At 63.1% G+C, this 21,243-nt stretch carries 23 protein-coding genes, 1 tRNA gene and 2 pseudogenes; 17 read left to right on the top strand and 9 right to left on the bottom strand.

Going from position 1 to position 21,243, the window contains the following annotated elements; all coding sequences use genetic code 11:
* The first annotated feature begins 147 nt into the window (after nucleotides 1–147).
* Nucleotides 148–402 (top strand): DUF768 domain-containing protein, encoded by a 255-nt coding sequence (locus EN859_RS05095; RefSeq protein ID WP_127852619.1) that lies wholly within the window; start codon nucleotides 148–150, stop codon nucleotides 400–402.
* Between the two features lie 590 nt (nucleotides 403–992).
* A pseudogene (locus EN859_RS05090) lies at nucleotides 993–1,100 on the top strand (nitronate monooxygenase); the annotation flags it as partial.
* Between the two features lie 278 nt (nucleotides 1,101–1,378).
* Here EN859_RS05090 and EN859_RS05085 read toward each other — a convergent pair.
* From EN859_RS05085 to EN859_RS05075, 3 genes are all read right to left on the bottom strand, one after another.
* Nucleotides 1,379–1,453, bottom strand: a tRNA-Glu gene (locus tag EN859_RS05085).
* Nucleotides 1,454–1,544: 91 nt separating this feature from the next.
* Nucleotides 1,545–1,952, bottom strand: a complete 408-nt coding sequence (locus EN859_RS05080) for a VOC family protein (RefSeq protein ID WP_127852621.1) — start codon at nucleotides 1,950–1,952, stop codon at nucleotides 1,545–1,547.
* A complete protein-coding gene (locus EN859_RS05075) occupies nucleotides 1,949–2,332 on the bottom strand; it encodes a fimbrial protein (RefSeq protein WP_127852622.1) in 384 nt (127 codons plus the stop codon). The genes EN859_RS05080 and EN859_RS05075 overlap by 4 nt, the downstream gene beginning before the upstream one ends.
* Before the next feature lie 26 nt (nucleotides 2,333–2,358).
* Here EN859_RS05075 and EN859_RS05070 point away from each other — a divergent pair, with 26 nt between their 5' ends.
* Complete coding sequence (locus tag EN859_RS05070) at nucleotides 2,359–3,444, top strand: RluA family pseudouridine synthase (protein ID WP_127852623.1); 1,086 nt, start codon at nucleotides 2,359–2,361, stop codon at nucleotides 3,442–3,444.
* Nucleotides 3,445–3,632: 188 nt separating this feature from the next.
* On the top strand, nucleotides 3,633–4,544 hold the full coding sequence (gene rpoH / locus EN859_RS05065) for an RNA polymerase sigma factor RpoH (RefSeq protein ID WP_127852624.1): 912 nt from the start codon (nucleotides 3,633–3,635) through the stop codon (nucleotides 4,542–4,544).
* Nucleotides 4,545–4,671: 127 nt separating this feature from the next.
* Here the strand turns inward: rpoH and EN859_RS05060 are convergent, their stop codons facing one another.
* The 3 genes from EN859_RS05060 to EN859_RS05050 form a co-directional block, all read right to left on the bottom strand.
* Nucleotides 4,672–5,331 carry a peroxiredoxin gene (locus EN859_RS05060; protein WP_127852625.1) on the bottom strand — a complete coding sequence of 220 codons (660 nt, stop codon included), beginning with the start codon at nucleotides 5,329–5,331 and terminating at the stop codon, nucleotides 4,672–4,674.
* A 188-nt stretch (nucleotides 5,332–5,519) separates the two neighbouring features.
* The gene (locus EN859_RS05055) at nucleotides 5,520–5,885 is read right to left on the bottom strand and encodes a cell division protein ZapA (RefSeq protein ID WP_127852626.1); all 366 of its coding nucleotides are present in this window, start codon (nucleotides 5,883–5,885) and stop codon (nucleotides 5,520–5,522) included.
* 4 nt (nucleotides 5,886–5,889) lie between these two features.
* Entirely contained in the window at nucleotides 5,890–6,162 is a 273-nt protein-coding gene (locus EN859_RS05050; RefSeq protein WP_006200774.1) for a DUF4164 domain-containing protein, read from the bottom strand.
* 272 nt (nucleotides 6,163–6,434) lie between these two features.
* Between EN859_RS05050 and tkt the strand changes: the two genes are divergently transcribed.
* The 7 genes and pseudogenes from tkt to EN859_RS05015 all read left to right on the top strand — a co-directional run bounded on the left by tkt (nucleotide 6,435) and on the right by EN859_RS05015 (nucleotide 15,902).
* Nucleotides 6,435–8,426, top strand: a complete 1,992-nt coding sequence (tkt, locus tag EN859_RS05045) for a transketolase (protein ID WP_127852627.1) — start codon at nucleotides 6,435–6,437, stop codon at nucleotides 8,424–8,426.
* 160 nt (nucleotides 8,427–8,586) lie between these two features.
* Nucleotides 8,587–9,597: a type I glyceraldehyde-3-phosphate dehydrogenase gene (gene gap, locus EN859_RS05040; RefSeq protein ID WP_127852628.1), complete on the top strand. Its 1,011-nt coding sequence runs from the start codon at nucleotides 8,587–8,589 to the stop codon at nucleotides 9,595–9,597.
* Nucleotides 9,598–9,851: 254 nt separating this feature from the next.
* The gene (locus EN859_RS05035) at nucleotides 9,852–11,756 is read left to right on the top strand and encodes a potassium/proton antiporter (protein WP_127852629.1); all 1,905 of its coding nucleotides are present in this window, start codon (nucleotides 9,852–9,854) and stop codon (nucleotides 11,754–11,756) included.
* A 112-nt stretch (nucleotides 11,757–11,868) separates the two neighbouring features.
* Nucleotides 11,869–13,065, top strand: a complete 1,197-nt coding sequence (locus tag EN859_RS05030) for a phosphoglycerate kinase (RefSeq protein ID WP_127852630.1) — start codon at nucleotides 11,869–11,871, stop codon at nucleotides 13,063–13,065.
* A 129-nt stretch (nucleotides 13,066–13,194) separates the two neighbouring features.
* On the top strand, nucleotides 13,195–14,220 hold the full coding sequence (locus tag EN859_RS05025; RefSeq protein WP_127852631.1) for a class I fructose-bisphosphate aldolase: 1,026 nt from the start codon (nucleotides 13,195–13,197) through the stop codon (nucleotides 14,218–14,220).
* Between the two features lie 151 nt (nucleotides 14,221–14,371).
* Nucleotides 14,372–15,112: a thioredoxin family protein gene (locus EN859_RS05020; RefSeq protein ID WP_127852632.1), complete on the top strand. Its 741-nt coding sequence runs from the start codon at nucleotides 14,372–14,374 to the stop codon at nucleotides 15,110–15,112.
* A 74-nt stretch (nucleotides 15,113–15,186) separates the two neighbouring features.
* A pseudogene (locus EN859_RS05015) lies at nucleotides 15,187–15,902 on the top strand (SGNH/GDSL hydrolase family protein).
* 27 nt (nucleotides 15,903–15,929) lie between these two features.
* On the opposite strand, the gene EN859_RS05010 reads toward EN859_RS05015, so the two are convergent.
* Both EN859_RS05010 and EN859_RS05005 read right to left on the bottom strand, forming a co-directional pair.
* Nucleotides 15,930–16,109 carry a hypothetical protein gene (locus EN859_RS05010; RefSeq protein ID WP_189501746.1) on the bottom strand — a complete coding sequence of 60 codons (180 nt, stop codon included), beginning with the start codon at nucleotides 16,107–16,109 and terminating at the stop codon, nucleotides 15,930–15,932.
* 117 nt (nucleotides 16,110–16,226) lie between these two features.
* Complete coding sequence (locus EN859_RS05005) at nucleotides 16,227–17,180, bottom strand: ring-cleaving dioxygenase (protein WP_127852633.1); 954 nt, start codon at nucleotides 17,178–17,180, stop codon at nucleotides 16,227–16,229.
* A gap of 309 nt (nucleotides 17,181–17,489) precedes the next feature.
* Here EN859_RS05005 and EN859_RS37995 point away from each other — a divergent pair, with 309 nt between their 5' ends.
* From EN859_RS37995 to EN859_RS04985, 5 genes are all read left to right on the top strand, one after another.
* Nucleotides 17,490–17,657, top strand: coding sequence for a hypothetical protein (locus EN859_RS37995; protein WP_189501718.1), 168 nt, complete (start codon nucleotides 17,490–17,492; stop codon nucleotides 17,655–17,657).
* Between the two features lie 79 nt (nucleotides 17,658–17,736).
* Nucleotides 17,737–18,333, top strand: coding sequence for a DJ-1/PfpI family protein (locus EN859_RS05000; protein ID WP_127852634.1), 597 nt, complete (start codon nucleotides 17,737–17,739; stop codon nucleotides 18,331–18,333).
* A gap of 53 nt (nucleotides 18,334–18,386) precedes the next feature.
* Nucleotides 18,387–18,752: a VOC family protein gene (locus EN859_RS04995; protein ID WP_127852635.1), complete on the top strand. Its 366-nt coding sequence runs from the start codon at nucleotides 18,387–18,389 to the stop codon at nucleotides 18,750–18,752.
* Nucleotides 18,753–18,766: 14 nt separating this feature from the next.
* A complete protein-coding gene (locus EN859_RS04990) occupies nucleotides 18,767–19,177 on the top strand; it encodes a hypothetical protein (protein WP_189501717.1) in 411 nt (136 codons plus the stop codon).
* 18 nt (nucleotides 19,178–19,195) lie between these two features.
* On the top strand, nucleotides 19,196–19,915 hold the full coding sequence (locus EN859_RS04985; RefSeq protein ID WP_127852636.1) for a YafY family protein: 720 nt from the start codon (nucleotides 19,196–19,198) through the stop codon (nucleotides 19,913–19,915).
* 61 nt (nucleotides 19,916–19,976) lie between these two features.
* Here EN859_RS04985 and EN859_RS04980 read toward each other — a convergent pair whose 3' ends face one another.
* A complete protein-coding gene (locus EN859_RS04980) occupies nucleotides 19,977–20,669 on the bottom strand; it encodes a DUF1013 domain-containing protein (RefSeq protein WP_127852637.1) in 693 nt (230 codons plus the stop codon).
* A 210-nt stretch (nucleotides 20,670–20,879) separates the two neighbouring features.
* Between EN859_RS04980 and EN859_RS04975 the strand changes: the two genes are divergently transcribed.
* Nucleotides 20,880–21,243: ISAs1 family transposase (locus EN859_RS04975; protein WP_135913523.1), on the top strand; the 364-nt coding region annotated here is incomplete at its 3' end.

The raw sequence follows: 21,243 nt of genomic DNA, 5'->3' as shown, positions 1-21,243 counted from the left end.
TAGTAAGCGCTTGGGCGAAGCGTGTCATTCTGACGGAGGCAGAGTACCGGACAGCAATTCCGCGAAACTTAGAGCCCTTCGACTCGAAAGAGCGGCAACGAGCCCGACGGTAAAGCCCAAGCGCGACTTGCGGAATAAGAAACCAAAATGAGCAAGCGCGGCAGCGATTTTCTCTCCAAATGGATCCCGGACCACCTACCGGACGGGCCGATAGCTGACCCGGTCTTGCTTGTGATCGATATGGTAGTTGACGCGAAGCGGGCGGCCGAAGCTCAAGGCATCCCACAGCAAGAAATCGACGAAGAGATAGGCAGCGTCTACGAAGCGATCATGCATACGCTCCAGGATCGCACAGCCAAGGACGGCGACGACCGACAAGCCGGCGGCAACCCTAAATCGTGAGCGTGTTCGAAAAGCCCCACGGGCGCACGGTGCCAGCCACGAAGGCCAAGCTGGGGCGATGACAGAAGAAACGCCGAGCGGCCAAAAATGCATTATGGCTGGTCAGTCCTAAGCGGGATCCTGCTACAATCCCGGATGGCCGTCCGAATAGTCGTTATCCTAGCGCTTCTTTTCGCCTTCGCCTACGGATTCGCAAAACTCGTGGAACATTATGGCGGCGCTGGCGGTGGGCCCCCTCCGTGTGAGCAATCGTCAAATCCTGATTGCTACGACTCTAACGCGCCACCCGCGAAGTAGCGGGTTTCAGCGAGTGGAAGAGGCCGGCGCCGCAGGGGAGGCGGGGGGTGGGGACCAAATAGGCGCCGGCCAAGCAGCGTTGGGGTCCGCCGCAAGAGAGATAATAGGAACGCTCGAGAGATAAGTAATTCCGTGATCGCGGAAGGCTGCATCAGGCGGTCCCGTTCCGTCTCGCATTCTTCGTCGATCGTCCTGACCGGCCGATAGGCGTTGGTTTCCAACTTTCGCGCAACACGATCTGAATGAGGCTGACCGGCCGATTCCCCATCTCGGCAGCAATACACTTGAGGGCGCTACCTGCCGTCGTTGACGCCGTCGCGCCATTGGCTGTGCTTGCGGCGAGCGGCATCGCTGACGGCCGCGACGTGGCAGCCGCCTTCGCCTTGGGGGCGGCTGGCGCCTAGGTGGGTACGCGCCACCTCGCCGCGACCGAGGCCAGCGTCCATCCGCACTATCGCCAGAGGGTGCTGGCGGCCACAGTCAATGATACGATCTACGCCGGGCATACTTACGCTAAGCGCCGTCGCCAGCGGCTCGTGTCGCGATAGTGAGCGTGTTGCTGGCAAATGCTGCTGTGACTCGGCTATCGCGCAGCAGCTGAATCGGCCGCAGTAGCGCTGTTTTTCGGGTCTCTTATTGGACCGAAGTTTGGATGGGAAAGCTAGCTTATTGACTTTGTTGGTACGCCCAAGGGGAATCGAACCCCTGTTCCCGCCGTGAGAGGGCGGTGTCCTGACCGCTAGACGATGGGCGCGTTCAAGAACCGGCGATATAGGCTGACGGCTGGGAAAAAGCAACTGGGCTTCAGACAGTCTGGATCCACCAGAAAAATGTCCGTCGCAAACCTATAGTTTTGGCTCGATCAGGTCCCAGAGATTTCCGTAGAGATCGGCGAAAACCGCCACCGTGCCATAGGCCTCGTGGCGTGGCGCTTCCCGGAAGTCGACGCCTTTTTCAATCATCGCGGCATGGTCGCGGGCAAAATCGTCGGTTTCGAGGAACAGGAAAACCCGGCCGCCGGTCTGATTGCCGATGCTGTCCCTTTGCGCGTCGTCGGACGCTTCGGCCAGGAGCAGCCGCGCGCCTTGCCCGTTCGCCGGCGTGACCGTCACCCAGCGCTTGCCCCCGCCAAGGTCGACGTCTTCGGTGAGGGCAAAGCCCAGCCTGCCGACATACCAGGAGATCGCCTCGTCATAATCCGCGACGACGACCGCGACGATGGCAATGCTGCGGTTTTCGGCAAAACCAGTCATTTGTTGCGGATCGAGAAGCGGCCGACGATGCGGCGCTCGGCAATATCGTAGACGAAGATGGCGCGGCTACCGTCGGCAAGCTCGGCATCGATGGAGACGCGGTTGCCGGAAAGTGACTGGCTGACGACCTTGGCGCCGACAGGCAGCACAATGTCGCCCGTCATCGGCTCGCCGGACGGCGCCTGGATGTCTGCACCCAGCGGCGGGCTGGTGGGCGGCGCGTTGCGCGCTTTGTAGACAAGCGCTGCGATCACCACCATAAGGGCGAGGAACAGCAGGCCGAGATTGATGGCGACGAAGCGGACAAGTTTCTTCCGCACCTTTTCAACCTCGGGATCGAGCGGTTTTTCCTCGTCTTCGTCGGCAAGGGGCCGGGCCATGGCAAGATATTCCGGAACGATTTTCGATGAGCGCTCATAACGAAGAGACCCCCGGATTGATAGGGGGCGGATTGACGGAGGGCGGGTCGCCAGACGGTGGATCGCCAGACGGGGGACCGATCCTGCTGAAAGCGGGCGCCGATGCGGTCGGCCAACGCCTCGACCAGTGGCTGGCGGGCAAGCTCGGCCCCGACATGTCGCGCAGCCGCGTGCAGATGCTGATCAGGCAGGGCGCGGTCAAGATCGGCGGCAAGCCGGTCGACGAGACCAAGCGCAAGATGGCGGCCGGCGACCGCGTGTCGGTCGACATGCCGGAGCCGGAGCCGGCGGAACCGCAAGGCGAGGATATCGCGCTCGACATCCTCTATGAGGACAGCGAGCTGATCGTCATCAACAAGCCGGCGGGGCTGGTCGTCCATCCCGGCGCCGGCAACTGGACCGGCACGCTGGTCAACGCGCTGATCCATCACTGCGGCGACAGTCTTTCCGGCATTGGCGGCGTGCGGCGGCCCGGCATCGTCCATCGCCTGGACAAGGAGACCAGCGGCGTCATGGTCGTCGCCAAGACCGACCGCGCCCACAAGGCGTTGTCGGAAGCCTTTGCCGACCATGGGCTAACTGGCGATCTCGAACGCGCCTATCTGGCGCTGGTCTGGGGCATACCGCCAAGACCGACCGGCACGGTCGACCAGCCGCTCGGCCGCGCCGCCGACCGCGTACGGCGCGCCGTGGTGCCGGTAGGCCGCGACGACGCCCGCCACGCGATCACCCATTTCAGCGTGGTCGAGCGCTTCGGCGAGCAGCAAAAGGAATTTGCCACGGCGAGCCTGGTCGAATGCCGGCTAGAAACCGGCCGTACCCACCAGATTCGCGTTCACATGGCCCATATCGGCCATCCGGTGGTCGGCGACCCGGATTACGGCCAGGCCTTTCGCACCAAGGCCAACCGGTTGCCCGAGCCGCTGAAGGGCCAGGTGAAGGCATTTCCGCGGCAAGCTTTGCACGCCCGCCTTCTTGAATTTCGGCATCCAGCTACCCATTTGACGATGAGGTTCGAGGCAGCGATACCGAAGGATATGGAGGAACTTGTCGACGGCTTTCGCAGGCTCTGAACCAATCATCTAAATCCTGACCGGCGTTGTTCACTTTGGCGTGACACACTGTTTCGTGCTGAACAAATGCCTGTCTTTCTGGTTTTGTTCCTATATATGTCGGTTTTCGCGAATGAGCCTTTTTGGCATTCGCGTCACATGCCCGCCGCGTTTCGGGGGCATCACTCCAATAGAGAGGGGGCGCTATCATGGCCCAATCATTACCCAGTATCGTTTCCGGCGAAGGCGGGCTCGCCCGCTACCTGGAAGAAATCCGCCGCTTTCCGATGCTTCAGCCGCAGGAAGAGTACATGCTCGCCAAGCGTTATGCCGAGCATGAGGACACCACGGCTGCGCACAAGCTGGTCACCAGCCACCTTCGGCTCGTCGCCAAGATCGCCATGGGCTATCGCGGCTACGGCCTGCCGATCGGCGAGGTGATCTCGGAAGGCAATGTCGGCCTGATGCAGGCCGTCAAGAAATTCGAACCGGAGCGCGGCTTCCGTCTCGCCACATATGCAATGTGGTGGATCAAGGCCTCGATCCAGGAATACATCCTGCGCTCGTGGAGCCTGGTCAAGATGGGCACCACCGCCAACCAGAAGCGCCTGTTCTTCAACCTGCGCAAGGTGAAGGGCAAGATCCAGGCGCTCGACGACGGCGACTTGAAGCCCGACCAGATCAGCGAGATCGCCACCCGCCTCAACGTCTCCGAAGCGGAAGTGGTATCGATGAACCGCCGCCTGTCGGGCGACGCCTCGCTCAATGCTCCCATCCGGGCGAGCGAAGGCGAGTCCGGCGAATGGCAGGACTGGCTGGTCGATGACCACGAAAGCCAGGAAGAGATGCTGATCGAGCAGGACGAGCTGGAGAACCGGCGCGGCATGCTGTCCGGCGCTCTTGCCGTGCTCAATGAGCGCGAGCGGCGCATCTTCGAGGCGCGTCGCCTGGCCGACGAGCCGCTGACGCTGGAGGAACTGTCGGCTGAGTTCGACATCAGCCGCGAGCGCGTGCGCCAGATCGAGGTGCGCGCCTTCGAGAAGGTGCAGGACGCGGTCAAGGCCGCGGCCAAGCGCCAGACGCAGGCTCTACGCACCATCGAGGCGCAGCCGGCGGCGTAACAGCTTCCAGCTTCCAGCAGGAATACAAACGGCGGCGTTGGGAAATTGACGCCGCCGTCTTTTTTATGATCCTTTTTGCGAGGCTTGAGCGAATTGAGGTCGGATCGGATCAACCCGCTTTAGCGGCTCAGGCTGAGGGCTGTTTCGTCTTCCTCAGATACGGCAGGATCGTCTCATAGGCGCCGAAGCGCTTGATCGCGTCCTCGTTGGAGACGGCAGCGGTGATGATAACATCCTCGCCCTGCTTCCAGTTCGCCGGCGTCGCCACCTGGTGCTTGGCGGTCAGCTGGATGGAATCGATGGCACGCAGGATCTCGTCGAAGTTGCGGCCGGTCGTCATCGGATAGGTGAGAACCAGCTTGATCTTCTTGTCGGGGCCGATGACGTAGACCGAGCGCACCGTCGCGTTGTCGGCAGGCGTACGGCCTTCCGAGGTTTCGCCGGCACCCGCAGGCAGCATCTCGTAAAGCTTGGCGACCTTGAGATCCTTGTCGCCGATCAGCGGATAGTTCACCGAAAAACCGGTCGCCGTCTTGATGTCGTCCTGCCATTTTCCGTGGCTTTCGACCGGATCGACGGAAATGCCGATGATCTTGACGTTGCGTTTCCTGAACTCGCCCTCCAGCCCGGCCATGGTGCCGAGCTCGGTCGTGCAGACCGGCGTGAAATTCTTCGGATGGCTGAAAAGCACCGCCCAACCATCGCCGATCCATTGGTGGAAGCTGATCGGCCCTTGCGTGGTTTCGGCAGTGAAATCCGGTGCGATGTCGTTGATACGAAGGCTCATGGCTTGTCCCTACCCTGTGATTGCCGCCGGCATTGACCAACCCGCCGGCTCGGCTTCCGCCTTTCTACCACTCCGGCGCCAACCTTCATACGCCTGTGTCCGCCGGCAGCGAGGTCGGCGGCGAAAAATTTTCGTCTTTTCTCGGCAAATGCAGCAGGAGTTTCTGTCACCAATGCCAGCGCGAAGGCTCAGGCATTCTTCACCGCCAGAGTCGCCGCTAGGTCTTCCATGCGCTGGGCGAGCGCGCCCAGCGCGTTGGTCAGCACGGAATCGTTCTTGTCCGCCTTGGTCAGCGCGTCGTCTCGGGTCTTGCGCAGCGTCAGCACTTCGCTTTCCATGCCCTTGAGGCGCTTTTGCAGTTCCGAAAGCTCGTCCATGACCATGATGCCTGCCATGACCGTCAGCCGCTGGTCGCCGATCTCGCCGAATGAGTCCTTCAGATGCGAGACATAGCGGTCGAAGCGTTCGGCCAGGTCGATCAGGTGCTCTTCCTGGCCCTCGTCGCAGGCCATGCGATACTGCTTGCCGTCGATGGAAACTGTAACCTGTGCCATTGGCCTACCTGTCCAGCACCGCGCGGATGGTTTCCATGGCGGTCACCAGCCGGCGCGACACTTCCTTGTTGGCATCTTCCAGCCGTTCGGCGCGTGCTTCGGAATTGTCGAGTTCCTGCGCCAGCCGCGAGCGGTCGGCGTTCATGCGCTGCACCTCGGCTTCGGCTTCCGAATAGTCCCGCTCGTGCTCGAGCTTGGCCGCAACGGCGTTTTCCAGCCCCTCGATGGCTTTACCCAGCCTTGCGATGACTTCCTTGAGCGTCGTTTCCCCGGTCATGGCCTCGTCCTGTGCCCTGCCCATCACCGAATCGTTCGCGTTCAGAACGCGTTATCTCCGAAACATTACGCGCCGTGTGAAGCGCACGTCAATAAAGCTCTCGCGGCTGTCCCCCGCTAACGCTAATGTACGGCCTGTCACGGGCCGCCACGGCCATCACAAGGCCGGCAAAAGAGCACCGGTTTGTTGACTAAAACCCCTCGCCTGCTATGTGTCGCGCACCCTTGTTCAAGGGCTCTCCCAAGGCCCCAAACTCCCACCATGGAGGAAGCATGACCTCGCGTGAACAACATGACCGGATGGCCAATGCGATCCGTTTTCTCGCCATGGACGCCGTCGAGAAGGCAAATTCCGGCCACCCCGGCCTGCCCATGGGCTGCGCCGACATCGCCACGGTATTGTTCACACGCTTCCTGAAATACGATCCGAAGAACCCGCACTGGCCCGACCGCGACCGTTTCATCCTGTCGGCCGGCCACGGCTCGATGCTGCTCTATTCGTTGCTCTATCTGACCGGCTACGAAGATATGACGCTCGAACAGATCAAGCATTTCCGCCAGGTCGGATCGGGGACGGCGGGGCATCCGGAATACGGCCATGCCGCCGGCATCGAGACGACGACCGGCCCGCTCGGCCAGGGTCTTGCCAATTCGGTCGGCTTCGCGCTCGGCGAGCGCATCATGAACGCTGCCTTCGGCAACGATCTCGTCGACCACTACACCTATGTGCTGGCTGGCGACGGCTGCCTGATGGAAGGGGTTTCCCACGAAGCCATCGCACTTGCCGGCCACCTCAAGCTGAATAAGCTCATCGTCTTCTGGGACAACAACAACATCTCGATCGACGGCCCGGTGTCGCTTGCCGACAACACCGACCAGGTCGCGCGCTTCCAGGCGTGCGGCTGGAACGCCAGCCACATCGACGGCCAGGATCCTGAAGCGATCGCCTATGCCATCGAGGCGGCCCGCCACTCCGACAAGCCGACGATGATCGCCTGCAAGACGACCATCGGCTTCGGCGCGCCGACCAAGGCCGGCACCAACAAGGCGCACGGCTCGCCGCTCGGCGCCGACGAGATCGCCGGCGCGAGAAAGTTCTTCGGTTGGGATTTTCCCCCGTTCGAGGTGCCGTCCGACATCCTCGACGCATGGCGCGCCGCCGGCAGCACCGGCGTCAAGGCCCGCACCGACTGGGAAGGCCGCCTCGCCAAAGCGGACGCCAGGCTGCGCGGCGAGTTCGAACGCCGCATCGCCGGCACGCTGCCGGCCAATTTCGATGCCGTCATCGCCGACTACAAGAAGAAGCTCAGCACCGACAAGCCGAAGGTCGCCACCCGCAAATCGTCTGAGATGGCGCTGGAGATCATCAATGGCGCGGTGCCGGAAACCATCGGTGGCTCGGCCGACCTGACCGGCTCCAACAACACCAAGACCAGCCAGACCAAGAACATCACCGCTGACGACTACGCCCAGCGCTATGTCCACTACGGCATCCGCGAGCACGGCATGGCTGCCGCGCTCAACGGGCTGACGCTGCATGGCGGCATCATCGCCTATGGCGGCACGTTCCTGTGCTTTTCCGACTATGCCCGGCCGTCGATGCGGCTTGCCTCGCTGATGGGCATCCGCTCGATCTTCGTCATGACCCATGATTCCATCGGTCTCGGCGAGGACGGCCCGACCCACCAGCCGGTCGAGCATCTGGCCGCGCTGCGCGCCATTCCGAACCACTATGTGTTCCGCCCGGCCGACGCTGTCGAAACGGCGGAATGCTGGCAACTGGCCATAGAATCGGAAAAGACGCCTTCGACGCTGGCTTTGACCCGCCAGAACCTGCCGGCGGTGCGCACTGAGTTCGTTGCCGAGAACCTCAGCCGCCATGGTGCCTACGAGCTGGCCGCCGCCAGCGGCGAGGCGGCGGTGACGATCTTCGCTTCGGGCTCCGAGGTTGAAATCGCACTGGCGGCGCGCGAAGCACTGGAGAGGCATGGCCATCCGACCCGTGTCGTCTCGGTCCCCTGCTTCGAGCTGTTCGACAAACAGAGCGCCGAATACCGCAAGAACACGATCGGGGTGGCACCGGTCAAGATTGCCATCGAAGCCGGCATCCGCCAGGGCTGGGATCACTTCATCGGCACCGATGGCATCTTCATCGGCATGACCGGCTTCGGCGCCTCCGGCACGATCGAACAGCTTTATCCGCATTTCGGCATTACCGCCGAAGCCACGGTGAAGGCGGCGGAAGCCCGCCTGCACAGCGAGTAGGGGTCGCCACGGACCTGCGAAGCCGCGCATGGCGGTTTTGCGGGCCGCCTCAGACCAGTCGACTTAAATCCAAGCCTTCGACGGCTGGATTCTTTGCCAGCCCGCCGCTATGAAGCTGCGGACTTGATATTCGGCCTTCCAAGCTCCCAGGGAGAGACAAATGACCGTCAGAGTTGCCATCAACGGATTCGGCCGCATCGGCCGCAACATCCTGCGCGCCATCCACGAATCCGGCCGCAAGGATATCGATGTCGTCGCGGTCAACGACCTCGGCCCGGTCGAGACCAACGCGCATCTGCTGCGCTTCGACAGCGTGCATGGCCGCTTCCCGCAGGAGGTGACGGTTGACGGCGACCAGATCACCGTCGGCAAGGACAAATTCAAGGTCACCGCAATCAAGGATCCGACGCAGCTGCCGTGGAAGGAACTCGGCATCGACATCGCGCTCGAATGCACCGGCATCTTCACCGCCCGCGACAAGGCCGCCGCCCACCTGGCCGCCGGCGCCAAGCGCGTCCTGATCTCGGCGCCGGCCGAAGGCGCCGACCTCACCGTCGTCTACGGCATCAACCACGACAAGCTGACCAAGGACCACGTCATCATTTCCAACGCTTCTTGCACCACCAACTGCCTGGCGCCGCTGGCAGCCGTACTGCACGAGGCCGTCGGCATCGAAAAGGGCATGATGACGACGATCCACTCCTACACCGGCGACCAGCCAACACTGGACACCATGCACAAGGATCTCTATCGAGCTCGCGCCGCGGCCCTGTCGCAGATCCCGACCTCGACCGGTGCCGCCAAGGCGATCGGCCTGGTGCTGCCGGAGCTCAAGGGCAAGCTTGACGGCATCTCCATTCGTGTGCCGACCCCAAACGTCTCGCTCGTCGATTTCAAATTCATCCCCAAGCGCTCGACCACCGTGCAGGAGATCAACGATGCGGTGCTTGCCGCCTCTGGGGGCAAGCTGAAGGGTATCCTCTCCGTCACCCATCACCCGAACGTGTCGATCGACTTCAACCACGATCCACATTCCTCGATCGTGGCCCTCGACCAGACCAAGGTGATGGACGGCAACTTCGTTTCGGTGCTGTCCTGGTACGACAATGAATGGGGCTTCTCCAACCGCATGGCCGACACCGCCGTCGCCTTCGGCAAAACCATCGCCTGATCCGCAAGACCATCGTCTCGCGACTTCAAACGCCCGGCTCCGTCCGGGCGTTTTCGTTGAGCGGCGTGCGTCCACTTGGATGCCCAAGTTGTACTCTGCTGCCTTCGGCCGGCAGTACCGTGCCTTGATCGCCAAACCACTCGAAAATCAGCCGCATAGGACAAAAAACATTCTGTCGCCTTGCACCGGTCATGTCTTCGCCTCAGTCTCTCGTAAACCCAGAAGGCACACGAATTCGAGGGGGCAATTGGCGGATGGAGAATGCGATCTATCTCGTTACGCTGGTCGGCACCGCGCTCGTCGTTGCCGCCGCGTTTTCGAGCCTGATCGCCTTCCGCTTCGGCGCCCCTCTGTTGCTGCTGTTTTTGTGCATCGGCCTCGCCACGGGAACCGACGGCCTCGGCATCCAGTTCGACAATGCGCGGGTGGCTTATTTTGCCGGCTCACTGGCGCTGGCAGTCATCCTGTTCGATTCCGGTTTCGGCACGCCGCTCAACGCCTTGCGACAGGCGGCCGGACCGGCGCTGTCGTTGGCAACCGTCGGCGTCCTTTTGACCACCGGGCTGTTCGGCGCGGCCGCCTACTATCTGCTCGATCTCACCTGGCTGGAATCCTTCCTGCTCGGCGCCGCCGTCGCCTCGACCGACGCGGCGGCGGTCTTCTTCCTTTTGCGCGCCGGCGAGATCAACCTGCGCGAGCGCGTGCGCTCGACGCTCGAGGTGGAATCCGGCACCAATGACCCGATCGCCATCTTCCTGACCATCACCCTGGTCGAGATCATCGCCGTCGACGCCAACCCCGAGGCCAGGATGCTGGTCACCGACCTTGCTCTCGGCTTCCTCATCAACATGGGGCTCGGCGCCGCCGTCGGCATTGTCGGCGGCCTCGCCATTGTGCGCCTCGTCGACCGCCTCAATCTAGACCATGGGCTGCTGCCGATCTTCGTGCTGACCTTGTCGCTGATGGTGTTCGCCGCAGCCGGCGCCATTGGCGGCTCCGGCTTTCTGGCGGTCTATCTCGCCGGTCTGGTCGCCGGCAATTCCGATATCCGCGCCGTCACCATCCTCAAGCGCTTCCAGGACGGCATGTCGTGGCTGGCGCAGATCATCATGTTCCTGGTTCTCGGCCTGTTCGCGACGCCCTCGCAATTTCCGGCGATCATGGTGCCGGCAGTGCTTCTCGGCCTGTTCCTGATATTCGTGGCGAGGCCGGTCGCCGTCTGGCTCTGCCTCGTCCCGTTTCGCCTGCCGCGCCCGGAAGTCGCCTTCGTCTCCTGGGTGGGGCTGCGCGGCGCGGTATCGATCCTGCTCGCCATCACGCCGCTGCTTGGCGGACTGGAGAACGGCCGCCTCATCTTCAATACCGCCTTCATCATCGTGCTGGTGTCGCTGGTGGTTCAGGGATGGACGGTCGGACCGCTGGCGCGCCGGCTCGGCCTGATCGTTCCCGCCCGCCTTGGGCCGCTGGACAAGGTCGAGCTTGAACTGCCGGGCTCCGCCCATCACGAGCTTCTCGCCTACCGCGTCGCGCCGGGGAGCCCGGTGGCGCGCGGCGAGCGCATCCCGCGCTGGGCGCGACCCTCGCTGGTGTTGCGCGACGGACGCTCGATGCGCTTCCAGGACATGGGCCGGCTCACCGCCGGCGACCATGTCTACATCTTCGTGCCGGACCGCTATCCGCGCCTGCTCGACAAGCTGTTCGCCAGCCGCGCCGTGGTCGATCCCGAGGACGCCGATTTCTTCGGCGCCTTCGCCGTCGATCCGGCTCGCTCCGCCGAGGAACTGGAAGCCGCCTATGCGCCGGGGATTACCGAGCCGGAGCGCAAGCTTACCGTCGGCGATCTGGTGACGGCGCGGCTTGGCGGCGATGCCGAATATGCCGACCGTGTGCTGATTGGTCCGATCGAGCTGATCGTGCGCGATGTCGACGACAAGGGCAGGATCACCGCTCTCGGCCTTTCCTTCGAGCCGACCGCTCCGGTGGCACGGGTGCCGGTGTTCCTCAGCGCCGGCGAGATCGGCGACCGCGTCGCCGCCTTCCTTCGCAACTGGCGCAAGCCGGCCAAGGCACAGAAGGCCGAGGCGCAGAAGGCTGAGACACAGGCGGAAGTGGAACCGGTCGCGGAGCCGATGGTGGAAAAGTCGACCGGCGAGGGCTGACGGCTCCTGATACGGGCCGTGGGGTCATATTTTCCACGTAGCACCATTGCAGGTCTTGCATCGTCGTTGGTGCGGGTTAAGGTCCCGGCGTTTTTTTGCGAAAGGGATCAGCATGGCCGGCTTCAAGACACTGGACGACATCGGCGACATCAGCGGCAAGCGCGTGCTGGTGCGCGTCGACCTCAACGTTCCCATCGCCGACGGCAAGGTCACCGACGCCACCCGCATCGAGCGCATCGCACCGACCATCGCCGAGCTGTCCGGCAAGGGCGCCAAGGTCATCCTGCTCGCCCATTTCGGCCGCCCCAAGGACGGACCGTCGCCTGAATTCTCGCTTGAGCCTATAGCCTGGGCGACCGCTGACGTGCTTGGTCGCTCTGTCGGTTTTGCTGCCGACTGCATCGGCGACAAGGCCGCAAGTGCCGTCGCCGCCATGAACAAGGGTGACGTGCTGCTGCTCGAGAACACCCGCTTCTACAAAGCCGAGGAGAAGAACGACCCGGCCTTCACCGAGAAGCTCGCCGCCAATGGCGACATCTTCGTCAACGATGCCTTTTCCGCCGCGCACCGCGCCCATTCGTCGACGGAAGGGCTGGCGCATCTGCTCCCGGCCTTCGCCGGCCGCACCATGCAGGCCGAGCTCGATGCGCTGGAAAAGGGCCTCGGCAACCCTGTCCGCCCCGTGGTCGCCATTGTCGGCGGCGCCAAGGTTTCGACCAAGATCGACCTGCTGATGAACCTGGTGAAGAGGGTCGACGCGCTGGTCATCGGTGGCGGCATGGCCAACACCTTCCTCGCCGCGCGCGGCACCAATGTCGGAAAATCGCTGTGCGAACATGAGCTCGCGACGACCGCCAGGCAGATCATGATCGAGGCGGCCGAGGCCGGCTGCGCCGTCATCCTGCCGGTCGACGGCGTCGTCGCCAGGGAATTCAAGGCGGGTGCTGCCAGCGAGACCGTCGACATTGCCGAGGTGCCGGCCGACGGCATGATCCTCGATGTCGGCGCCAAGACCGTCAAGACCATTGCCGACTGGATCGATCGCGCCGCGACGCTGGTCTGGAACGGCCCGCTCGGCGCCTTCGAGATTGAGCCGTTCGACCATGCGACAGTGGCCGCGGCAAAGCACGCTGCGGCGCGCACCAAGGCCGGCAAGCTGGTCTCGGTCGCCGGCGGCGGCGACACGGTGGCGGCCCTCAATCATGCCGGTGGCGCCGACGATTTTACCTATGTCTCGACCGCCGGCGGCGCCTTCCTCGAGTGGATGGAAGGCAAGCCGCTGCCCGGCGTCGACGTGCTGAAGCGCTGAAGCGATAGCGTGAAAAAGCGCGCCTGAGAGTTTCAATCGATTCGCGTTTTCCCGGCGGAATGGTTCGACTTGAACGTGCCTTGCTCTAGTGTTCTGCTGGATGCGGACAACCGTTTCAGGAGAAGCACAATGAGCGAACGTCTCGAGGACACTGCCGCCGCGATCGTGGCCGATGGCAAGGGCCTGCTGGCCGCCGACGAAAGCTCCGGCACCATCAAGAAACGCTTCGACGTCATCGGCGTCGAATCGACCGCCGACAGCCGCCGCGATTATCGCGAGATGATGTTCCGCGCCACGGAGGCGATGCGCAAGTACATCTCCGGCGTCATCCTCTACGACGAGACCATCCGCCAGAAGGCTGCGGACGGCACGCCGCTGGTCGACATCATCAAGGCCGCCGGGGCCATCCCGGGCATCAAGGTCGATACCGGCGCCAAGCCTCTGGCCGGCTTCCCCGGCGACACGATCACCGAGGGCCTCGACGGCCTGCGCGAGCGCCTCGCCGACTACTACAAGCTCGGCGCCCGCTTCGCCAAATGGCGCGCGGTGATCGACATCGACCTCACCAGGGGCGTGCCTTCGGCCACCTCGATCGCCTCGAACGCCCATGCGCTGGCCCGCTATGCGGCGCTCTGCCAGGAGGCAGGCATCGTGCCAATCGTCGAGCCGGAGGTGCTGATGGACGGCGCCCACGACATCGACACCTGCTACGAGGTCAGCAAGGCGACGCTGACAAAACTCTACACCGAGCTCTATGCGGCCCGCGTGGTCCTCGAAGGCACCATCCTGAAGCCGAACATGGTCATATCAGGCAAGAAATCGGGCAAGACCAGCAATCCCGAGGAAGTCGCCGAAAAGACCATAAAGCTGTTCCGCGAGACGGTGCCGGCCGCGATCGGGGGCATCGCCTTCCTGTCGGGTGGACAATCGGACGAGGAGGCGACCGCCAACCTCAACGCCATCAATGCCACCGGCCCGCATCCGTGGAAGCTGACTTTCTCCTATGGCCGCGCCCTGCAGGCGGCCGCGCAGAAGGCGTGGCGCGGCAAGGCCGCAAATGTAGCCGCCGGCCAGGCCGCCTTCGTTCACCGGGCGCACATGAACCATCTGGCGGCACTTGGAAAATGGCAGCCGACGCTGGAACAGGCCGCCTGAGCAGAATTCTCTCTCCTCTTCGGACCCGGGTCGTGTGCCCGGGTCTCGCTTGAGGCGAGGCCCGACCGCAATCCTGCATCTGAAAAATGCGGTACCCGTGTCGGCTTTTACCGGCGCCGAACGTCCTTTGTGTGAACAGAGGAGCAGGCTCATGCCAAACAACAGAAGCGTTTCGCAGGAAGATTGGTTCGCGGCGCACAAGGCGCATCTGGCGCGCGAGAAGGAATTGACGCGATTTCGTGACCGTATCGCTGCTGAGCGGCGGGAATTGCCATGGCTCAAGATCAGGAAGGATTACGTCTTCGAAACCGAACTGGGTCCGAAGAAACTGGCCGACCTGTTTGGCGGCAACAGCCAATTGATCGTCTATCACTTCATGTTCCCGCCAGGCGCCGACTACCGCTGCGAAGGCTGCTCGTTTCTTGCCGACCATATTGACGGAGCCTACCTGCACCTCAGACACCACGATGTGTCACTGGCTGTGGTCTCGCGGGCGCCGCTGGCCGAGCTGCTGCCCTACAAACAGCGCATGGGTTGGAAATTCCACTGGGTGTCGTCTTACGCCTCGGACTTCAATTTCGACATGCAGGTTTCCTTCACCGACAAGCAGATCGCGGCTGGCGACACCACCTACAATCTCGAGCGCCGCGCGCTGAAGTCGAAGGATCTTCCCGGCACCAGCGTCTTCTACAAGGACGAGAAAGGCGACATTTTCCTGACCTTCGTGGCGCGCTCCAGGGGCGGCGACCAGCTGATCGGCGCCTATCATTATCTTGACATGACGCCGAAGGGCCGCAACGAGACAGGTCCTTACCATAGCCTGATGGACTGGGTGCGGCTGCACGATGAATATGCAGACAAGTCCGAGATGCAGCACGCCTGTTGCCGCTAACGACAGGCAGTCGTTGCAAGGTCGTTCACCTTCGGCCCGACATGCGCTAAGTGCTCGTCGCTATACACAACGGTATCGCGACGCAGCGCTTTCTTGCCCTCCTCACCTGGCTCGCCTTTCCGCTCTATGTCTGGCAGGGGCTCGGCGTGCGCCGCCGCACCACCCGCATGCTGCCCGCGCAAGGTCCGGTCATGCACGAAATCGCCGGCAAGCAGCCGGCGGTCTCGCTGCTGGTGCTGGGCGATTCTTCTGCTGCCTCGGTCGGCATCGGCAATTCCGAGAACGGGCTCGCCGCGCAACTGGCCGCTTTGGTTTCGCGACAGACAGCGCGTGCCGTTCGCTGGCGGGCGGCCGGCTTCAACTCGGCGACCTCCGGCCAGATCCGCGACCATGTCTTGCCCAATCTGTCGGCCGATCCGTGGACGCATATCGTGCTCGCCATCGGCACCAACGACACCAAGAATTTTCATTCGGTGCCGCGCTTCAAGAAGGACTTTGGCGGCCTGCTCTACGCGCTGCGCGCCAAATGGCCGGAGGCGCGCGTGGTATGGTCGCCGGTGCTGGAATTCACCCAGGCACCGGCAATGCCGCCGCTGCTCGGCAAGATCCTGGAAATCCGCGCCATCGAGATGAACCGCATGGGTAAGCGTCTTTGCCTCGAGCGCGGCGCCGTGCCGGCACCGCGCCTGCCGATCACCAATCCGGCTTTGCCTCCGATGGGTTTCATGCCTCGGAAGCGGGCTACTGGGCCTGGGCCGAGCATCTCGTCGGACCGGTGATCGCCGAGTGATCGACAAGCCGCGTCACCGGCTCGGTCTTACGCCCAATGTCCGACCACCGCTGTTATCGAAATCGCCGCCATCGCCAGCAGCGCCAGCTTCCAGAAGTCGCTGCGGCGCCTCAAGCCGGGCCAGCCGAGCGGCTTGATGAGCTGAATGACCATCATGGCGATGATGACGAGCGCGAGGAGTTTCGACATGCCGCCTTTGACCAGCATCGCCGCCGGCTGTCAAAGCGCTGCTTGCGCTCGCTCCCTGACTTGTGGTTGCCGGCCACTGCGACGACCTTGCCAACAGCGCCGGGCCAACAGCGCCGGGCCAATAGCGCCGGCGCGCTAAGCCAGCGGCTTGAGGCCGGCCTCGATCGCGGCCCGATTCGGTTCGAGGAACGGTGGCAGGGCCAGCCTCTCGCCCAGCGTTTCCAGCGGCTCGTCGGCAGTGAACCCCGGCCCGTCGGTGGCGATCTCGAACAATATGCCGTTCGGCTCACGGAAATAGAGCGAGCGGAAGTAGTATCGCTCGACCTCGCCGCTTGACGGCAGACGAAACTCGGCCAGCCGCGCCGTCCATTGATGCAGCGTTTTCTGGTCCGGCGCCCTGAATGCGACGTGGTGGACTGCCCCGGCGCCTTGCCGTGCCGGCGCAAGGCCACGCTGCACCGCGACATGAAGTTCCGCCGCCGGTCCACCTTCGCCCATTTCGAAGACATGAACCAGGCCTTCGCCATCCGGCGAGGCGTATTCCCGCGCCTTGCGCATGTTCATCACATGGGTCAGCACGGCTTCAGTGTTGGTGATGTCGGGAACGCTGATCACGATGGGTCCGAGCCCGCGTATCTGATGCTCGGCCGGAACCGGGCTTTGAGCCCAGGCATGGCTGTCGCCCTTGCCGCCATCGCTGACGAGGCGCAGACGCTGGCCCTCTGGGTCCTCGAAATCCAGTGACTGGTAACCGCCGATGTCGCCCACCTCTCCAGTCGCGATGCTCTCGCCGGTCAGGCGCTCCTTCCACCAGGCAAGGCTCTTGGGGCTGCCGACCCTGAGGCTTGTGCGGACAATGCTTTGGGTGCCGCGCCGTTCTCGCCCGACCGGCCAATCGAAGAAGGTAAGGTCGGTTCCGGGCGTCGCCTCTGCGTCGGCGTAGAAAAGGTGATAGGCGCTGGTGTCGTCCTGGTTGACTGTCTTCTTGACCAGCCGCAGCCCCAGGGTCCTCGTGTAGAAGCGAAGATTTCCAGGCGCATTCGCGGTGATAGCGGTGAGATGATGAATCCCTGTCAGTTGCAGGCTCATAGTCGTCTCCCTGTTTTTTTTCGAAAAATCATTCACCTCCAATATCAGAACACTTGCCCTTTGGCTGAAGGCGGCGAATTCCGACAGTCCGTCGCGGAATGCTGAACGATCTCCGACTGCCGCAAAACAGTGAACAATCGGCGTTCCCTGAAACATGATGCTGGCACGATAGGAAGCCATCTCGAAGGCTGCCTTCCGCCATCGGCGGGCGGGGATCGGCAAGGTTGTCGAAGGCCCCGCATCCTCCTGACAGACTGCTGTCAGTAGGGGTATGCGATAGTGTCTCCATCGAAAGAGAGGAGACCAGCCATGACCGGTTTTACCATTCTGCGTAACGTGCAGCACTATGTCGGCAAGATCCGGACAATGCGCAACGAGATTCGTACCGAGCGCTTCTTGAATGCATTGCCGCCGAGCATCCGCAAGGACATCGGTTGGCCGGATAATTACGCCAATGGCCGCAGGAACGACCGCTAGGGTGATTTCTTCGCGGGCAGCACTTGGATGCGAACGTGGCTTCGCCCACATCTAGAAGCGGCGGGAGATGGAGCAGGGAATGCCGGAGCAAAAAACCATCGGTGTCCTTTTCATCGATCGCTTCGCCGACTGGGAATACGGCCTGCTGGCGGCATCGGCCGTCGAATGGTTCGGCGCCCGCGCCGTATCGCTGACGCCTGACGGCAAGCCGGTGACCTCGGCCAGTGGATTTCTGCTGACACCGGATCGCTCCGCCGAGGTCGGCGAGAACGCCGATCTTGACGCGATAGCCGTCATCGGCTCCGACGAGTGGGCCGGTGATGCGCCGCCGGACATATCCGGACTGCTGACTGCGGTCGCCGCACGCGGCGGCGTGGCCGGCGGCATTTGCGCCGGCACGTTGGCGCTGGCGCGCGCCGGCTTGTTCAAGGATGTCAGACACACCAGCAACGGTCGCGACTGGATCAGCGCAAAAGAGCCGGGTTACCCAGGCGCCCAGAACTACCAGGACGTGCCCTATGCCGTCGCCGACCGTCGCATTGTGTCCGCGCCAGGCTCAGCCCCGGGCACTTTCGCTCTTGCCTGTCTGAGGACGCTCTATCCGGATCCGGAAAGAAGTGGCGACTTTGCACAGATGCGTATGCTTTTCGCCCGGGAATATGCTGAAGCCTCCTGACAGTATGTTGTCAGGAGCAGCGTGCAATAGTGCAGCAGCGTCAGGAGAAAGATATGGCCTTCATTTCTGCAAAAGCCTCAGCCTGGTTTGAAATTCCTGTCACCGACATGGATCGGGCGCGCGCCTTCTATGCATCGGTGCTCCAGAACGAACTCGTGCTGGAGGAGAGCGGCCCAAACCCGATGGCGATGTTCGCCGCGCAGGACCAGATGGCCTCCGGGCATATCTACCCCGGAAAACCAGCGGCTCCCGGAACCGGCCCGACCATCCATCTTTCGGTCGCCGCACCGATCGAGGATGCCATGGAACGGGTGAGGCAGAATGGCGGCCAGGTCGTCCCGCCGGCGATCTCCATCCCGGCCGGCAAGTTCGCCTATTGCCTCGACCCGGACGGCAACAGTTTCGGCCTTTTTGTTTAGGTGGAACAGTTCGCATGGTGAAAAGCTGGAACGACTGGCTGAACACGCCAGGCATCAACGGCATAAAGACGTCGCCGCACACTTTCGCCGACGTCGTCGAAGGCCAGCCGATGCTGGTGCCGACGGCGCGGCAGGTCGATGATTTCATTCGTTCCATCCCGGAGGGCGTGGACATGGATGCCCGCGCATTGCGCACCGCGCTCGCCATTGAGCACGGTGCCGAAGTGACATGCCCGGTCACCATCGGCTATCATCTGCGCACCGTCGCCGAGGCCGCCAACGAGGATCTCGAGCGCGGCATGACGCCGAGCGGGATTGCACCGGTCTGGCGGGTACTGGACGCGAAGACGCCGACCACGAGGAAATCGCCCTTCGGCGCGGCATTTGTCGCCGCGCAGCGCAAGCGCGAAGGGCTGGAACCATAGACGCCGAGGGACCATACGATGCGCCGCGCCGACAGGCTTTTCCAGATCGTGCAGCATCTGCGCGGTGGCCGTCTGGTCACTGCCCAGAAGCTGGGCACGTGGCTCGAGGTTTCCGAGCGAACCATCTACCGCGACATCGCCGACCTGCAGTCGACCGGTGTCCCGATCGACGGCGAGGCCGGCGTCGGTTACATGATGAGGGAGGGCTTCGACCTTCCACCGCTGATGTTCACGCGTGACGAGATCGTCGCGCTGGTCGCCGGCGCCCGCATGGTGCGCGCCTTTGGCGGCGCCGCCATGGCACGGGCCGCCGATGAGGCGCTGGTCAAGATCGGCGCCGTGCTGCCCGATGCCGAAAAGGACCGCATCGCCCGCACCGAGATCCACACGCCGATGTGGGTGGTGAGCGACGCCGCCCGCGAGGCGATCGACCTTATCGAGCGCGCCATCGAAAAGCGCCAGGTGCTGACCATCGACTATTCCGACGAGGCCGGCCGCGGCACTGCGCGCGACATCAGGCCGTTGGGCCTTTGGTTCTGGGGCAAGGTGTGGACGCTGGTCGCCTGGTGCGAGATGCGCGACGATTTCCGCGCGTTCCGCATCGATCGCATCGCCTCGGTGGTCATCGCCGGCCGCACCTTCAAGCCGGAACGCGGCAAGCAGCTCGCCGACTTCTATCGAGCGGTGGAGCGCAGCGAGGATTATGGCATGGCGCCGGACCGGGCGGCGCGAACATAAACCAGGAGATCTTATAAAAAAGCCCGCTCGAAGCGGGCTTTTTTATTGGGCTGCCGAGAACTTACTCCTCGTCGCTATCCTTGTCCTTCGACTTCAGCGCCGACAGCTTGGCGAAAACGGCGTTGGCGTCGAGTTCCGCGTCCTCGTCCTTGGGCTTCTCCGGCGCCGGCACCAGCCGTTCAGTCAGTGCCGCCGGCAGCAGCGTGTCGCCAGTCGGCTGTGCCTGCTCGCGGCCGCGCGAGGCACGGTTGACTTCCATGTCGAGGTCGATCTGCGACGTAAGGCCCAGCGTCACCGGGTCCATCGGCTGCAGATTGGCCGAATTCCAGTGCTTGCGATCACGGATCTGGTCGATCGTCGATTTGGTCGTGCCGACCAGGCGCGCAATCTGCGCGTCCTTGAGCTCGGGATGGTTGCGCACCAGCCACAAGATGGCATTGGGCCGATCCTGGCGCTTCGACAGCGGCGTGTAGCGCGGCCCCTTGCGCTTGGATTCCGGCACCCGCACCTTGGGGTCGGACAGCTTCAGCCGATGGTTCGGGTCCTTCTCGGCGCGCGCGATCTCGTCGCGGGTCAACTGGCCGGTCATGATCGGGTCCATGCCCTTGATGCCTTGCGCTGATTCACCGTCGGCAATCGCCTTGACCTCAAGCGGATGCAGCCCGCAAAACTGCGCGATCTGCTCGAAGGAGAGTGCGGTATTGTCGACCAGCCAGACGGCGGTCGCCTTGGGCATCAGCAGCGTATTGGCCATTTTCAAAAAATCCTTCTCGTTCGCCCGCGTTCCCGCGCGGGCGGTGGTTTAAGCCACCAAAATGGGAAATTCGCTGCGTATATAACCACTCTGTTGCCTTTTCGCAATGTTTTTGGGAGACATGCCACGGCATTGAACTCGGGTTAACGGCGGTTTCGGGATTGCGACGGTTCTGATTCTGTTGGTGGCGTTGATTCGGAGAGCACCGCCATGCCTGAGACTGCCGAGAAGCCGCGTCTGCGGCTGTTGCTGGACCATTTCGCCCTGATCGAGGATGACCGGGAGGGGTGGCGGGTGGCGCATCCTCTGTCTGAGGTTCTGCTGCTGGTGGTTTGCGGCACCATCGCGGCGGGCGATGATTTCGAGGACATCGCCGATTGGGGCGAGGACAATGTGGCCTTCCTGCGCCGTTTCCTGCCCTATCATCACGGGGTTCCGGGTTCGCGTTGGCTGCGGTTGCTGATGAACCGGATCGATCCGGGGCTGTTTGCGAACTGCTTCCAGTCCTGGGCGACGGCGATGCGTCCGGACGCGCCAGCGCTGGTGGCCATCGACGGCAAGACCTCGCGCGGCA

This window comes from Mesorhizobium sp. M00.F.Ca.ET.216.01.1.1 (assembly GCF_004010325.2).
Classification (GTDB): Bacteria; Pseudomonadota; Alphaproteobacteria; order Rhizobiales; family Rhizobiaceae; genus Mesorhizobium.
The sequence above is the reverse complement of the archived record's forward strand: the minus strand, read 5'-3'. Positions and strand labels throughout refer to the sequence as shown.